The organism is Rhizobium arsenicireducens, assembly GCF_964021225.1.
On record NZ_CAXHYK020000001.1, the window covers coordinates 2,483,332 to 2,496,331 of the forward strand.

The 13,000-nt window shown below is 62.0% G+C and carries 11 protein-coding genes and 3 pseudogenes; 5 read left to right on the plus strand and 9 right to left on the minus strand.

Annotated elements, in window-relative coordinates; genetic code table 11:
• Positions 1 to 3: 3 nt before the first annotated feature.
• The 4 genes from ACWPVA_RS12420 to ACWPVA_RS12435 form a co-directional block, all read right to left on the minus strand.
• Positions 4 to 1,260, minus strand: coding sequence for a 3-phosphoshikimate 1-carboxyvinyltransferase (locus ACWPVA_RS12420; RefSeq protein WP_454287989.1), 1,257 nt, complete (start codon positions 1,258 to 1,260; stop codon positions 4 to 6).
• Between the two features lie 33 nt (positions 1,261 to 1,293).
• Complete coding sequence (locus tag ACWPVA_RS12425; protein ID WP_454287990.1) at positions 1,294 to 1,845, minus strand: LemA family protein; 552 nt, start codon at positions 1,843 to 1,845, stop codon at positions 1,294 to 1,296.
• Positions 1,846 to 1,913: 68 nt separating this feature from the next.
• Complete coding sequence (locus ACWPVA_RS12430; RefSeq protein WP_454287991.1) at positions 1,914 to 2,657, minus strand: DUF4328 domain-containing protein; 744 nt, start codon at positions 2,655 to 2,657, stop codon at positions 1,914 to 1,916.
• Positions 2,654 to 3,586, minus strand: coding sequence for a glycine--tRNA ligase subunit alpha (locus ACWPVA_RS12435; protein ID WP_454289582.1), 933 nt, complete (start codon positions 3,584 to 3,586; stop codon positions 2,654 to 2,656). The genes ACWPVA_RS12430 and ACWPVA_RS12435 overlap by 4 nt, the downstream gene beginning before the upstream one ends.
• Positions 3,587 to 3,899: 313 nt before the next feature.
• Here ACWPVA_RS12435 and ACWPVA_RS12440 point away from each other — a divergent pair, with 313 nt between their 5' ends.
• Complete coding sequence (locus tag ACWPVA_RS12440) at positions 3,900 to 4,631, plus strand: glycosyltransferase (RefSeq protein WP_454287992.1); 732 nt, start codon at positions 3,900 to 3,902, stop codon at positions 4,629 to 4,631.
• Positions 4,632 to 4,687: 56 nt separating this feature from the next.
• Here ACWPVA_RS12440 and ACWPVA_RS12445 read toward each other — a convergent pair whose 3' ends face one another.
• The 4 genes from ACWPVA_RS12445 to ACWPVA_RS12460 form a co-directional block, all read right to left on the minus strand.
• Positions 4,688 to 4,879 (minus strand): hypothetical protein, encoded by a 192-nt coding sequence (locus tag ACWPVA_RS12445; RefSeq protein WP_454287993.1) that lies wholly within the window; start codon positions 4,877 to 4,879, stop codon positions 4,688 to 4,690.
• Between the two features lie 14 nt (positions 4,880 to 4,893).
• On the minus strand, positions 4,894 to 5,760 hold the full coding sequence (locus ACWPVA_RS12450; protein WP_454287994.1) for a S49 family peptidase: 867 nt from the start codon (positions 5,758 to 5,760) through the stop codon (positions 4,894 to 4,896).
• A gap of 85 nt (positions 5,761 to 5,845) precedes the next feature.
• Entirely contained in the window at positions 5,846 to 6,637 is a 792-nt protein-coding gene (locus tag ACWPVA_RS12455; RefSeq protein ID WP_454287995.1) for a tRNA1(Val) (adenine(37)-N6)-methyltransferase, read from the minus strand.
• 3 nt (positions 6,638 to 6,640) lie between these two features.
• Positions 6,641 to 6,871, minus strand: coding sequence for a putative signal transducing protein (locus tag ACWPVA_RS12460; protein WP_454287996.1), 231 nt, complete (start codon positions 6,869 to 6,871; stop codon positions 6,641 to 6,643).
• A 107-nt stretch (positions 6,872 to 6,978) separates the two neighbouring features.
• Between ACWPVA_RS12460 and ACWPVA_RS12465 the strand changes: the two genes are divergently transcribed.
• From ACWPVA_RS12465 to ACWPVA_RS12475, 3 genes and pseudogenes are all read left to right on the plus strand, one after another.
• Positions 6,979 to 7,995, plus strand: a complete 1,017-nt coding sequence (locus ACWPVA_RS12465) for a polyprenyl synthetase family protein (protein ID WP_454287997.1) — start codon at positions 6,979 to 6,981, stop codon at positions 7,993 to 7,995.
• A gap of 123 nt (positions 7,996 to 8,118) precedes the next feature.
• Positions 8,119 to 9,888: pseudogene (locus ACWPVA_RS12470) on the plus strand (tetratricopeptide repeat protein); the annotation flags it as partial.
• A gap of 244 nt (positions 9,889 to 10,132) precedes the next feature.
• Positions 10,133 to 11,024, plus strand: a pseudogene (locus tag ACWPVA_RS12475) (4-(cytidine 5'-diphospho)-2-C-methyl-D-erythritol kinase).
• Positions 11,025 to 11,126: 102 nt separating this feature from the next.
• Here the strand turns inward: ACWPVA_RS12475 and ACWPVA_RS12480 are convergent.
• Positions 11,127 to 11,652, minus strand: a pseudogene (locus tag ACWPVA_RS12480) (glycosyl transferase).
• Between the two features lie 130 nt (positions 11,653 to 11,782).
• Here ACWPVA_RS12480 and ACWPVA_RS12485 point away from each other — a divergent pair.
• Positions 11,783 to 12,940 (plus strand): PA0069 family radical SAM protein, encoded by a 1,158-nt coding sequence (locus ACWPVA_RS12485; protein WP_454287998.1) that lies wholly within the window; start codon positions 11,783 to 11,785, stop codon positions 12,938 to 12,940.
• The last annotated feature ends 60 nt before the right edge of the window (positions 12,941 to 13,000 follow it).

A 13,000-nucleotide genomic window follows, 5' to 3' on the forward strand; every position in this document is an offset into this window, starting at 1 on the left:
CGTCTATCCGTGTTTGAGCTCGACGCCGAGCGAGGCCAGCGCATCCCAGTAGCCGGGATAGGTCTTGGCGACGCAGCCGGGGTCGAGAATGGTGATGTCGCGGATCTTCAGGCCAGCGAGTGCAAAGCTCATCGCGATCCGATGATCGGCAAAGGTGTCGATCTCGGCGGGAAGGCTCTGGTCGGCAAGTGCCGGATCGGAATGGACGATCAGGTCGTCGCCCTCCTCAACCGCCAGACCTTCGCGGATACTGTTGAGCCCGGTCGAGAGCGCCCGGATGCGGTCGCACTCCTTGACGCGGAGATTGGCTATCCCAACGAAGCGTACCGGCGTCTGGTTAAAGGCAGCCAATACAGCGATCGTCGGAATGGCATCCTGCATCTGCGAGCCGTCGACCACGGCGGGCATGCGCGGGAAAGCGGCGATCACGTCATGGGCTCTGGCGTCAGGCTGGGTGAAATCCTCCGCTGCCGTCCCGATATCCACGGAGCCGCCGGTCAGAACCGCCGCCGCCCAGAGATAGGTAGCCGCCGAGGCATCGGGTTCGACGTGGAAGTCCGTCGCGACATAGCCCGTCGGCTCGATGCGCCAGGAGGAAGGGGTCGGCTGGCTAACCGAGGCGCCGAAGGCGCGCATGGCGGCAAGCGTAAGGTCGATATAGCCGCGCGCACCGATATCGGCCCCGGCAAGCTCGATCTCGAAGGGCTCAGAGCCGCAGGCAGCGGCCATCTGCAAGGCGGAGACATATTGGCTGGAAAGGCCGGCGTCGATCACGACCTTGTTGGTGGCGAAACTCCCGGTCGCGTCGATGGTCACCGGTGGGCAACCGCTCGGCGCCTCGATTGCGACGCCGAGCGATTTCAAAGCCTCGACCAGCGGCTTGATCGGCCGCTTGCGCATGTGCTCGTCACCGTCGACAACATAGCGGCCTCGGCTAAGCGCGAGCGCGGCCGTCAGGAAACGCGTGGCGGTTCCGGCATTGCCCAGAAAGAGCGGCGCTGCCGGCGGCTTGAGTTCGCCGGTGCCGGTAACGACGAAGGTCGTCGCATCTGGCTCTTCGACGGTGACGCCCATGGCGCGCAGCGCTTCCGCCATGTAGCGCGTGTCGTCGCTCTTCAGCGCGCCAGTCAACCGGCTCGTGCCCCGGGCGAGGCCGGCAAGCAGTAGCGCACGGTTGGTGATCGACTTGGAGCCCGGCGGATTGACGCGCCCGCAAAGCGGGCGGCCGGGCGGAAGGATGGTTACTCTGTCGGTTTTCATGCTGAGCTCAAGGCGGACAAGACAGGCCCGCGTCTAGAATTTCACGCTCGGAACGGCGCGGTCGGCATCGTTGGCGATCTCGAAATAGCCGGCCTTGGAGAAGCCGAATTGGCGGGCGACCATATTGGACGGGAAGCTGTCAACCTTGACGTTCAGGTCGCGGGCAGCGCCATTGTAATAGCGCCGCGACATCTGGATCTCGCCTTCGATCGTATCGAGCGAACGGTGCAGCTCCATGAAATTCTCGTTGGCTTTCAGTTCGGGATAGGCTTCCGCGAGAGCGACGATCTTGCCGAGCGCTTGGCCGAGAAGTCCTTCGGCAGCCGCACGCCCCGCTACATCGCCTGCCGGCACGGCCTGGGCGCGGTTCCTGAGTTCTACTACTTCCTCGAAGGTCGATTTCTCGTGCGCGGCATAGCCCTTGACCGTCTCGATCAGGTTAGGGATGAGGTCGGCGCGGCGCTTCAACTGGACGTCAATGCCGGACCAAGCCTCCTCGGTCATCTGGCGCGACTTGACGAGTCCGTTGTAGATGAAGACTGCATAAAGTGCGACGACAACGAGAATAGCAAGAATAGTATACATGGTGATGCTCCAGCCGGTCCAATATTGAGGCGACCTTAGGCGCTCGGCCGGAGAAAGTCATCCCCGGATCACGGGCGCGCGCTGTCATCCCCATTGAATGCGGCAGACACCGGCCCCTCTGCTTCGGTCAATTCGACAAGGGCCAACTCCTGTCCGGGCAACACCATGCGCATATAGGCGTGGGTCAACATCAGCAAGACCAGATGGGCGATCGAACCGGCGGCAGCAACCTGCATGAGCATTTGGCTTGCGGCCGGATCAGCGAAGCCATCGACCGGAGTGATGCTGACGATCTGCCCGAGACCGTAGGCAAGGGAGCCCGACAACACTATGCCGGCGGGAAACCAGGGGAAAGCCGAGGCCGCTCGCGTCTCCTGCGTGGCTGAAAACGCTTCAATATCCACCAGAGTGAAGAGCGACATCCAGAGATTGGCGATCGGCACAAGGAAGCCGGCAACGGCCACCCACGGCGAATAACGGACACTTTGCCGACGCACCGCGCGCGCCAGCGTGACGGAAAGCCAGATCCAGCGGAGGAAAAACAGGATGGTGAGGACCACAAGCACGATCAGGCAGAGATCGAACACGCCCGATGCGGTCAATATCACCTGAAACAGCTCGCTCTCGACGCCAGTGCGAAAGGCCGAGCCGGTTTGCTCGATAACATAGCTGACGAAGCCGATGTAGAGATAGAAGCCGACCGAAACAATCAGCATCAGGCCGCTGAGCCATGCACACACGTTCCAGGCACGGCGAGCCCCTGTCAGCCCGAGGGCCAGAGACCTGGCCGACAGGTGCCGGCCTTTGCTCATGCAGCCTTGCCGAAATTGACCCCACCGGCATCGGTCAGCAGGAAGGCTTCACCACAGGCCTTGGCCAGCGTACGCACCCGCAGGATGTAGCTCTGGCGCTCGGTCACCGAAATGACCCCACGGGCGTCGAGCAGGTTGAAGACATGGGAAGCCTTGATGCACTGGTCATAGGCCGGGAAGACGCATTTGTGCAGGCGCTGATTGTCGTTTTCGCCCGGAGCGCCGGCGGCCAAGAGCGCCAGGCATTCCTTTTCGGCATCAATGAAATGCCGGTGCAGCATTTCGGTATTGGCAAACTCGAAATTGTGCCGCGAATATTCCTGCTCGGCCTGCAGGAAGACTTCTCCATAGGAGATCTTCTCGTCGCCTTCGCGGCCGTTGAAGTTGAGGTCGTAGACGTTGTCGACGCCCTGCACATACATGGCGAGCCGCTCCAGACCATAGGTCAGCTCGCCGGCAACCGGCGAGCATTCAATGCCGCAGACCTGCTGGAAGTAGGTGAACTGCGAGACTTCCATGCCATCGCACCAGCATTCCCAGCCAAGGCCCCAGGCGCCAAGCGTCGGGCTTTCCCAGTCGTCCTCGACGAAGCGGATGTCGTGCAGCAGCGGATCGAGGCCGATGGCGGCCAGCGAGCCGAGATAAAGCTCCTGCAGGTTCGACGGGTTCGGCTTCAGGATGACCTGATACTGGTAATAGTGCTGAAGACGGTTCGGATTTTCACCGTAACGGCCATCGGAGGGACGGCGCGACGGCTGGACGTAGGCGGCCTTCCAAGGCTTGGGGCCGAGCGCACGCAGCGTCGTTGCCGGATGGAAGGTGCCGGCGCCCACTTCCATGTCGTAGGGCTGGAGAACCGCGCAACCCTTGTCGGCCCAATAGTTGTGCAGCGTCAGGATCAGGGCCTGGAACGAGCGCTTGGGGTCCATGTGCGGGGCGAGGCTGGTCTCGGTCATGGGATTTGTCATCCGGAATTTGTCTTCGAGGGTCGCCCGTCTGGTGCCACGGCGGGCGCAGAGGGTCAAGGTTTTTGAAGCGCGCGGCACCGGCGGTTCGCGGGCAAGTGTTTAGCCTATGCTCCGCGCGCGCGCCAACTTGAAGCAACTGACCGTTGCCGATACCGTAGACTCGTTTGGGTCGTCGATTCTTCACTTGCGTTGACCCCGCTTCAAAGCCTAGAACGCCTCGCTCAAAGTCTAGAAGTCGTTGAGCTGGCAAGAAGGACAGATTGGAGTACATTCCATGATTAAAGTATTTATCGGGTACGACCCGCGTGAAGCTATCGCCTATCACGTGTGCGCCAACAGCATGATCCGCCATGCGAGCGAGGTCATATCCTTCACGCCACTGGCGCTCAACAATCTGAAAGTCTACACCGAGACCCATAGTGACGGCTCGAACGAGTTCATCTACAGCCGTTTCCTGCTACCGCACTTGACGGACTATTCAGGATGGGCGCTGTTCGTCGACGGCGACATGCTGGTTCGTGACGACATCGCCAAGCTCTGGGCTATGCGCGACGAGACAAAGGCGGTCATGTGCGTACACCATGACTACAAGACCAAGGCGTCGACCAAATACCTAGGATCAGCCAATGTCGACTATCCGCGCAAGAACTGGTCGAGCGTTGTGCTGTGGAATTGCGGGCATCCGGCCAACAAAGTCGTCACGCCCGAGTTCGTCATGAACTCGACCGGCGCGCAGTTGCACCGTTTCACCTGGCTCTCCGATGACCTCGTCGGAGAAATCCCGAAGGTCTGGAATTGGCTGCCGGACGAATTCGGTCCCAACCCGGAGGCCAAGCTTCTACATTGGACCCTCGGCACACCCTGCTTCCACGAATACGCAACAGCGCCGATGGCGGGCGAATGGCACCGTGAGAAGCTGCTGGTGGATTTCAGCCTGCAGCGTGTCATCACCGGTCCATTCGAAGACGACCTAGTGACATCATCCGAAAAGGACGCGGCAGAATAATTCACGCGTAGCATTGCCAGACATCAAAGGCGGCTCCCGGGCCGCCTTTGATGATTCTACTCATCCTCGCGCTTGACCCGGTATTCCCCGGTCACCTCGTCCTTGACCAGTGTGCCCATGGCGCCGGTCTCGCGCTCTTTTTCCGCAGCCTTCGATTTCGCCTGGAGCTTTGCGGCATCGGACACGAAGCGGCGATAGAGAAAATAGGCGCCGCCGATCAGAACGACGAAAAAGATGATCCGCGACATATTCCCTCACGCAGTCAGAGTCCGTAACGGCTCCACAATGCCTTTTCTTCCAGTGTCTCGGCAAGTCCCGATACCGCGGCTGCGGCCATCTGCTCCATGCCGGCCCCCTTCGCATCGACGCCCGGAAGCCTGCGGCCGAAGAAATCCTTGCCGCCCGAGACCAGTTCAAGCTTGGCGTCCCTGCCGTAGCGCCTCCTGATCTCCTCGCGCATATTACCAAGGCTGTCGACGAGGCCCAGTTGGATGCCGCGACGACCGGTCCAGAACAGGCCGGAGAAAATGTCCGGATCATCGGCCAGAGCGCTGCCGCGGCGGGATTTCACCATGTCGATGAAGATCTCGTGGATCTCGACCTGCAACGACTTGAGATAGTCGATGTCGCTTTCCTTTTCCGGCTGGAAGGGATCGAGAATCACCTTGTTCTCGCCGGCGGTGTAGACGCGGCGCTCGACGCCGATCTTCTTCAGCAGTTCCGGGAAGCCGAAACCGCCGGAGACGACTCCGATCGAGCCGACGATCGACGTCGCATCGGCAAAGATCTCGTCGCCGGCCAGCGCGATCATGTAGCCGCCGGAGGCCGCCACATCCTCGACGAAGACCAGCACGCGCTTGTTCCTTTCCTCGGCAAGCGCCCGGATACGTTCGAAGATCAGGCGCGACTGGACGGGCGATCCGCCTGGGGAATTGATCGAGAGAGCAACGGCGGGGCTATCCTTTTTCGAGAAGGCCTTGTCCAGCGCCGGCGCCACGCTCGCCAGATTGAGCTGCGGCTTGAACCGGCTGCCGCCGCTCATGATCGCGCCGTGCAGGCGCACGACCGGGATCACCAATCCGTCATTGCGGAACCGCTTGGGCACCAGACGCTTCAACAAGCCCGTCATCGATCGCTTACCTCGTAATCTCGTTCATCTGTCGCATGGTGATGTAAGATACGAGGCGGCAAACACAATGGCGGCATTCAGAAAATCATCGGTTCTTGCGGGCATAGGCAGCACGGCCATTGTTCAGATCGTCGACCAAGGCGGAGAACTTGTGGCTCTCCGGGTCGTCGTGCATCAGGAGGGGCGCGCGCAGGTTGAGGCGAGCCTTCGATCCCTTGATCGCAGTCACCAGAATTCGCACGGCGTTCTCTCCGGCCCGGGGATGGACGGGCGTCACCTCCAACCCGCCGAAGCGGCGGCCGCAGGCATCGACGATTTCGGCGATCGACTGCGGACGGGCAATCAGCGACAGTTGCCCGCCCGGCACCATGATGGCGCCAGCCGTGCGGATCCAGCGCTCAAAAAGGCGCTCGGTCATCGCATGGGCCTCCGCTTTCAATGCATCCGGCGTCCTGCGATCACCGGCGTCATTGAAGGGCGGGTTCATGATGACATGGTCAAAGGCATCATCGGCAAGACCGGCGGCAACCCGCGCCCGGCCCGTCAGCGTCACGTCGGCCTCCACGAGCACCACGCGGCGGGCAATGGCGGCGTTCTCGGCGAGTGCCAGGCTCTTTGCGGCAAAGGCGATCATTTCCGGCGATCGCTCGACCAGCGTCACCCGTGCACCTTCGAGCCGGGCGGCAACCGCCAGACCGGCCGCGCCGGCACCTGCGCCGAGATCGGCGACCCGGACAGGCCTCGACGCATCGACCAGCGATGCGAGCAGCATGGCGTCCATTCCCGCACGATGGCCCCTGCCCTTGGGCTGGACCAGATGAAAGCGGCCACGATGAAAGGCGTCGATGGTTTCAGCGATCGGATCAGACGCGGGCACGGATCAGTCCTTTGGATCGCGCAATTCGTCTGCGAGGCCCGCGTCGATGAGTATGCCGCGCGCCTCATCCGCCCGATCGCTCTCGACCAGCAAACGACGCGGAAGCATGCCGAGCGAGCCTTCGAGAATGCTCATCGCCTGATCGGCGATCATGCAGGAAATCCCGGCATCCTTCATCAGGCTTTCGGCAAAGGACAGGAGGACGGCGTCGTTGGTGCGGATAATCTCGTACATTGCGCCTCAAAACCCTTCCTAAAAAGGCCTGGGCGACCGATTCGGGCTTGCCCATCATGCGGCCGCTTTTTATTGTCGCGCCGAGAATGCAATAGGAGTCCGGTGCGTTGGGCGTAGTCATACCGCTTGAGGAAAACAAAAACAAACAGGCATCCATCCAGCCTCTGGTGGACCTGACAAAGCCAGGTATGGAACGGGTGAACCAGCTCATTCTGTCGAAGGCCGGCTCCAATGTGCAGATGATCCCGGAAGTCGCCAATCATTTGATCTCGTCCGGCGGCAAGCGGCTTCGCCCAATGCTGACGCTCGCCTCTGCTGCACTGTTCGACTACAAGGGCGACGGCGACGTGAAACTCGCCACCAGCGTCGAGTTCATGCACACCGCGACGCTGCTGCACGACGACGTGGTCGACGAGAGCGACCTTCGCCGCGGCAAGTCGACAGCCCGGATGATCTGGGGCAACCAGGCGAGCGTCCTGGTCGGTGACTTCCTGCTCGGTCAGGCTTTCCGCATGATGGTCGAGGTCGGGTCGCTCGAGGCGCTCGACGTGCTCTCCGCGGCCGCATCGGTGATCGCCGAGGGCGAGGTGCTTCAGCTTTCCGTCGCCAAGAACATGGAGACCACCGAGGACGACTATCTCTCGGTCATCCGCGCCAAGACGGCGGCCCTCTTCGCCGCCGCGGCCGAAGTGGGGCCGATCATTGCCGGCGCCGACAAGGCCGGCCGCAATGCGCTGAAATCCTATGGCATGAACCTCGGCCTTGCTTTCCAGCTGGTCGACGATGCACTCGACTACGGCGGCAAGGCGGTCGATCTCGGCAAGAATGTCGGCGACGATTTTCGTGAAGGCAAGATCACGCTTCCCGTCATCCTCGCCTATCGGCGCGGCACCAAGGAGGAGCGTGAATTCTGGCGTGATGCGATCGAGCAGGGACAGAACGACGATGCGCGGCTGGAAAAGGCGCTCGGCCTGATTACCAAATACGGCGCGCTCAACGACACGATCGCCCGGGCCCTGCATTATGGCACGATCGCCCGCGACGCGCTGGCCCCGCTGCCGGAGACCGAATGGAAATCGGCGCTTATGGACGTCATCGACTTCTGCATTGCCCGCGTCAATTGAAGCAGCTGGGGTGTCTCCTTGCGAGGCTGCTTCAAAAAAGCCATTCTGTGCAGGTTACATTCCCGCATTCTGGGGTATCAACAGCCCGTGGCGGCTGGTCATCAATTCTTGAAAGGCTCTTTCATGCGGCAAAGTCTTGCCATTCGTCTGCTCGCCGGCACGGCACTCGCCTTACTGGTCGGGATCTCTCCCTCCGGCCTTGTCCACGCCCAGTCCACCGATGAGGCAAAGCCTGCGGAGACGCAGACGTTCGACCTCGAGAGCGTCGACACGTTTTCCGGCTCGTTCCTTGCCGCCCGCACCGCCGATGCCAACCGGGACTATGTGAACGCCATCGCGCTCTACAAGAAAGCGCTGTCCTACTCGCCGAACGAGCTCGACATCCAGGAACGGCTGATGCTCGCCCTGTTCATGAATGGAGATTTCGACGAGGGTGTGGCACTTGCCGAAGAACTGAAGAACGACGAAGCCGTCGAGCGCGTTACCTCGGTCGCACGTGCGCTCGAAGCAATCCGCAAGGGCGAACACGCCGAGGCGGAGAAGATCCTCAACTATAGCGGGCCGAACGATCTCGACCGCCTGATGAACCAGTTGCTCGTCGCCTGGAACAAGGTCGGGGCGGGACAGGGCAAGGAAGCGCTGGCCCTGGTCGAAGGGCTCAAGGGCCCGGAATGGTACGCCATCTTCCAGCGCTATAACGCCGGAGCAATAGCCGCCCTGATCGGCGACGCCGATGCGGCCCGGCGCAATTTCGTTGACGTTCTGACCGACAAGTCCGGCGCGGCGACCGCACCCGACACCTTTACCCGCGCGGTCATGTCGCTCGCCACGCTGGAAGCGCAGCAGGGCAACAAACAGAAGGCACTCGACGCGATTTCTACCGGCGACGCGATGATCTCCAACTTCGCCCCGTTCAAGGCGCTTCGCGAACGGATCGAAGCGGGTGAGACACCGGAATCGCTTGCCAAGACGGCGGTCCAGGGCGCCGCGGGCGTTTTGTTTTCGATCGGTGGCGCGCTGAACCGCGACGGCGCGGAAGACACGGTCATGCTCTATCTCCAGCTTGCCCGCGCCCTCGACCCGAACAGCGCCGATACGCTGATCCTGCTTGGCAGCATTGCCGAAAAAGCCGAGCAGCCGGAACGGGCCATCCGCTTCTATGGCCAGGTGCCCGCCACCTCGCCGATGCGCCGCATTTCCGAGCTGCAGCTCGGCCTGACGCTTGCCGAAACCGGCAAGGTGGAGGAGGCACGCCAGCACCTCAAGTCGCTGATCGATTCCGATCCAGCCGACATCCGCAGCTATCTCGCCTTTGGCAGCGTTCTGTCCGAGGCCAAGGACTATGCTGCCATGGCAGAAAACTACGACAAGGCGGTCGAGATCATTGGCCCAAATCCCGCACAGAACTATTGGTCGATCTTCTTCCAGCGCGGCATCGCCTATGAGCGCCTGAAGAAATGGGACCAGGCGGAGCCGAATTTCCGCAAGGCGCTGGAACTCAATCCGGACCAGCCACAGGTCTTGAACTATCTCGGCTATTCCTGGGTCGATATGAACCGAAACCTGGAAGAAGGCCTCGACATGATCCGCAAGGCGGTCGAGCTTCGCCCTGACGATGGCTATATCATCGACTCACTCGGCTGGGCTTATTATCGCCTGGGCCGCTTCGATGAGGCCGTGAGAGAGCTGGAACGTGCAATCGAGCTCAAGGCCGGCGACGCGACCATCAACGACCATCTGGGCGATGCCTACTGGCGCGTCGGCCGCAAGCTCGAAGCGACCTATCAATGGAAGCGGGCACTGATCTCCAAGCCGGAACTGCCGGAGATCCCGAAGATAGAGGCCAAGCTGCGCGACGGCCTGCCGGAACCAACACCGGAAGTGGCCGACAAGAGCGGGCAGGCGTCGCAGACCGACGCTACGAACAATACGGAAGAGGGTAAAGCCGCCACCGCTGCCGCTGCCGATAGCTACACGGTCAAAGCCGGCGATTCGCTCTGGGGCATCGCCACCGAGACGTTCGGCGACGGCCAGCGCTTCATGGACCTGATCAACGCCAATCCCGACCTCAAGCGCAATCCCGACCGGATCTTCCCCGGCCAGCAGTTGAAGATGCCGACGAGTGTCGACTGAGGCCATGTTGGCCGATACGACGTGCGAGGCAGCGCCGGCAAAGATCAATCTGGCGCTGCACGTCACCGGCCAACGGGACGACGGCTATCACCTGATCGACAGTATCGTTGCCTTTACCGACTATGGCGACCGGCTGACATTTGCGCCGGCGGAGCGGGACAGTTTCCAGCTCGACGGTCGCTTCGGGCCACTTTTGTCCATCGAGGCTGCCGGTAAGGACAGCAATCTCGTCCTGAAGGCCTGTGACCTGCTCCGGGAGCTCGCTCGCAGCCAAGGGAAAGGCAGCGGGACCAGTCGCCATCGTCCTGGAGAAAAATCTGCCTGTTGCGTCTGGCATTGGTGGCGGATCGGCCGACGCCGCAGCGGCGCTGCGTGGCCTTTTGCGCATTTGGCACGCAACCCTGCCCCCCGACGAACTGGCAGCCATCGCGCTCAAGCTCGGGGCAGACGTTCCAATGTGCCTGGAGAGCCGGCCGCTCAGGGCAAGCGGCATCGGTGAAAGGATCGACGCGATCGCCAACATGCCGCCCTTCGCCCTCGTGCTCGCCAATCCGCTGAAACCGGTCTCGACGCCGGAGATATTCCGCCGCCTGACGTGCAAGGACCATCCGCCGATCGGCGAACTGCCGCATTCGAGGGAACATGCGGTGTGGCTCGATTTCCTCTCCAGTCTGCGCAACGATCTGGAGCGACCGGCCCGTGCGCTCCTGCCGGAAATCGCTGATATCTGCGCCCTGCTGCAGGACGTCGGCGCCCGTCTCGTCCGGATGTCCGGATCGGGCGCCACTTGTTTTGGTATTTTCGACGGGGCAAGTACGGCGGACGTCGCAGCACGGCAGTTGACCGAACAGCGTCCAGACTGGTTTTTTCAGGCAAGCGAAACAATAGCGAGTTGAGCCTGGAGAACCGCCACGCTCAACCCATCGTCACATTGTTCTTCTGGCGGGAGCAATGCAGGGGCAGACCGGTACTGCGTGCCGGGCCCGGCGCGCCAAGCCTCAACCACGGCCCTGCTGCCGAACCACCCAGGACGGAATGATCTCACAGGAGAGCCTTCGCGGCTTCTGCCGAAGCGCGAACTGGTCCAGCCGCATGCCGGGCCAGGACACGGCAATCGCCTGGCACTTGGGGAGCAGCAAGCCATCTTCCAGCGGTGGTCGGCCTCTCACGATTCGCTGGTAAAAGGGGCGCCTGTGGCTGCGCGATGGCGAGAAGCGGGCCGGTGACTTGTTGACGGATACATAGTCGCCAATCGCCTCGATCCAGCCGCTGAGCGGCCGTGCTCCCGGCTCGACCAGCAGCAACCATTCGCCACGGGCTGCACGCAGCACATCATTCATGTCCCACTGGACATAAAAGCGGCAACCTGCCGCATCCGCGACGCGCGATGAGCCGTCCGTCGAACCATGATCAAGCACGATCACGTCGCTCACAAGCCCCTCGACCGCGCCGGCGACGAGGACTGCGAGCGTTTGGGCGAAGCTCCGGCTCCTGATCAAGGCATTCCATTACCACTGTCAGCATTGCCTATCTCTATCGCATTGCACAAACGATTGCCACACGCTCTTTCTCAACTTTGTTCTTGCATTGTTCTCCTTTCCGCGGTAGGAATTTAATCATCGAAACGGGGATGATGGCCCCGCGAGGAGCAAACATGAATGAGCTGTCCATTGTGGCACAGGCTGCCTTTCAGCCTGCCAATACGGCTGATATTGCCGATGCACTGGTTGCCGCCTCGGGCCTGAGGGTTGAGGTTGATCGGCGGCGCGGGCGCGGCGCGGGCATGAACCCTTCTGGCCGCTTCGAGCCCCATGAACGAGTTGCCTTCGACGACGGCTGGGAAAGCCTCGAGGACATGCCGCCCTTTCGCACCGAAGTCCAGGTCGAACGACCTCGGACCGTCATCACCCGAAACGAGTCGCCCGATATTCCCTTCGATCGTTCGATCAATCCCTATCGCGGCTGCGAGCACGGCTGCATCTATTGTTTCGCACGGCCGACCCACAGCTATATGGGCCTCTCCGCCGGGCTCGACTTCGAGGCCAAGCTGTTCGCCAAGCCCGACGCGCCGAAGCTCCTGGAACGGGAGCTTGCCAAGCCCGGCTACAGGCCGCGCACCATCGCCATCGGCACCAATACCGATCCTTATCAGCCAATCGAGCGGGAATGGCGGATCATGCGCCAGATCCTCGAGGTTCTGAACAAGGCCAATCACCCGGTGGCGGTCGTCACCAAGTCGGCACTCATCCTGCGGGACCTCGACATCCTGTCGTCCATGGCATCGCGCGGCCTTGCCAAGGTGGCGATTTCGGTCACCACGCTGGATCGCAAACTCGCCCGTACGATGGAGCCACGCGCCTCGACACCGGCCAGACGGCTGGAGGCGATCAAGGCGCTGTCCGGCGCAGGCGTGCCGACCGGGGTGCTGGTGGCGCCGGTCATTCCGGCCCTCAACGACCATGAGATCGAGCGCGTGCTGGATTCGGCCAAGGCGGCCGGGGCGAACGAAGCCGGCTATGTGCTGCTGCGCCTGCCGCTGGAAGTGAGCCCGCTGTTCCGCGACTGGTTGCTGCAGCACTATCCGGACCGCTATCGGCACGTCATGTCGCTGGTGCGCTCGATGCGCGGCGGCAAGGATTATGATGCCGAGTTCGGCAAGCGGATGAAGGGGGCAGGTCCCTATGCCTGGCAGATCAGCCGGCGCTTCGAGATGACGACCAAGCGGCTCGGCATGGTTCGCCGCAGCATGCAGTTGCGCGACGATCTGTTCGTGCCACCGGACGGTAGCGGCGTGCAGCTTTCGCTGCTCTGATTTCGATAGGGACGTGGCGCCGAAGGGCGCATCGCGCTGCAAGACTTTTCCGGGCGCGGC

Coding starts and splice junctions, on each gene's coding strand:
- ACWPVA_RS12420 (WP_454287989.1), bottom strand. CDS start 1,260: ATGAAAACCGACAGAGTAACCATCCTTCCGCCCGGCCGCCCGCTTTGC.
- ACWPVA_RS12425 (WP_454287990.1), bottom strand. CDS start 1,845: ATGTATACTATTCTTGCTATTCTCGTTGTCGTCGCACTTTATGCAGTC.
- ACWPVA_RS12430 (WP_454287991.1), bottom strand. CDS start 2,657: ATGAGCAAAGGCCGGCACCTGTCGGCCAGGTCTCTGGCCCTCGGGCTG.
- ACWPVA_RS12435 (WP_454289582.1), bottom strand. CDS start 3,586: ATGGACCCCAAGCGCTCGTTCCAGGCCCTGATCCTGACGCTGCACAAC.
- ACWPVA_RS12440 (WP_454287992.1), top strand. CDS start 3,900: ATGATTAAAGTATTTATCGGGTACGACCCGCGTGAAGCTATCGCCTAT.
- ACWPVA_RS12445 (WP_454287993.1), bottom strand. CDS start 4,879: ATGTCGCGGATCATCTTTTTCGTCGTTCTGATCGGCGGCGCCTATTTT.
- ACWPVA_RS12450 (WP_454287994.1), bottom strand. CDS start 5,760: ATGACGGGCTTGTTGAAGCGTCTGGTGCCCAAGCGGTTCCGCAATGAC.
- ACWPVA_RS12460 (WP_454287996.1), bottom strand. CDS start 6,871: ATGTACGAGATTATCCGCACCAACGACGCCGTCCTCCTGTCCTTTGCC.
- ACWPVA_RS12485 (WP_454287998.1), top strand. CDS start 11,783: ATGAATGAGCTGTCCATTGTGGCACAGGCTGCCTTTCAGCCTGCCAAT.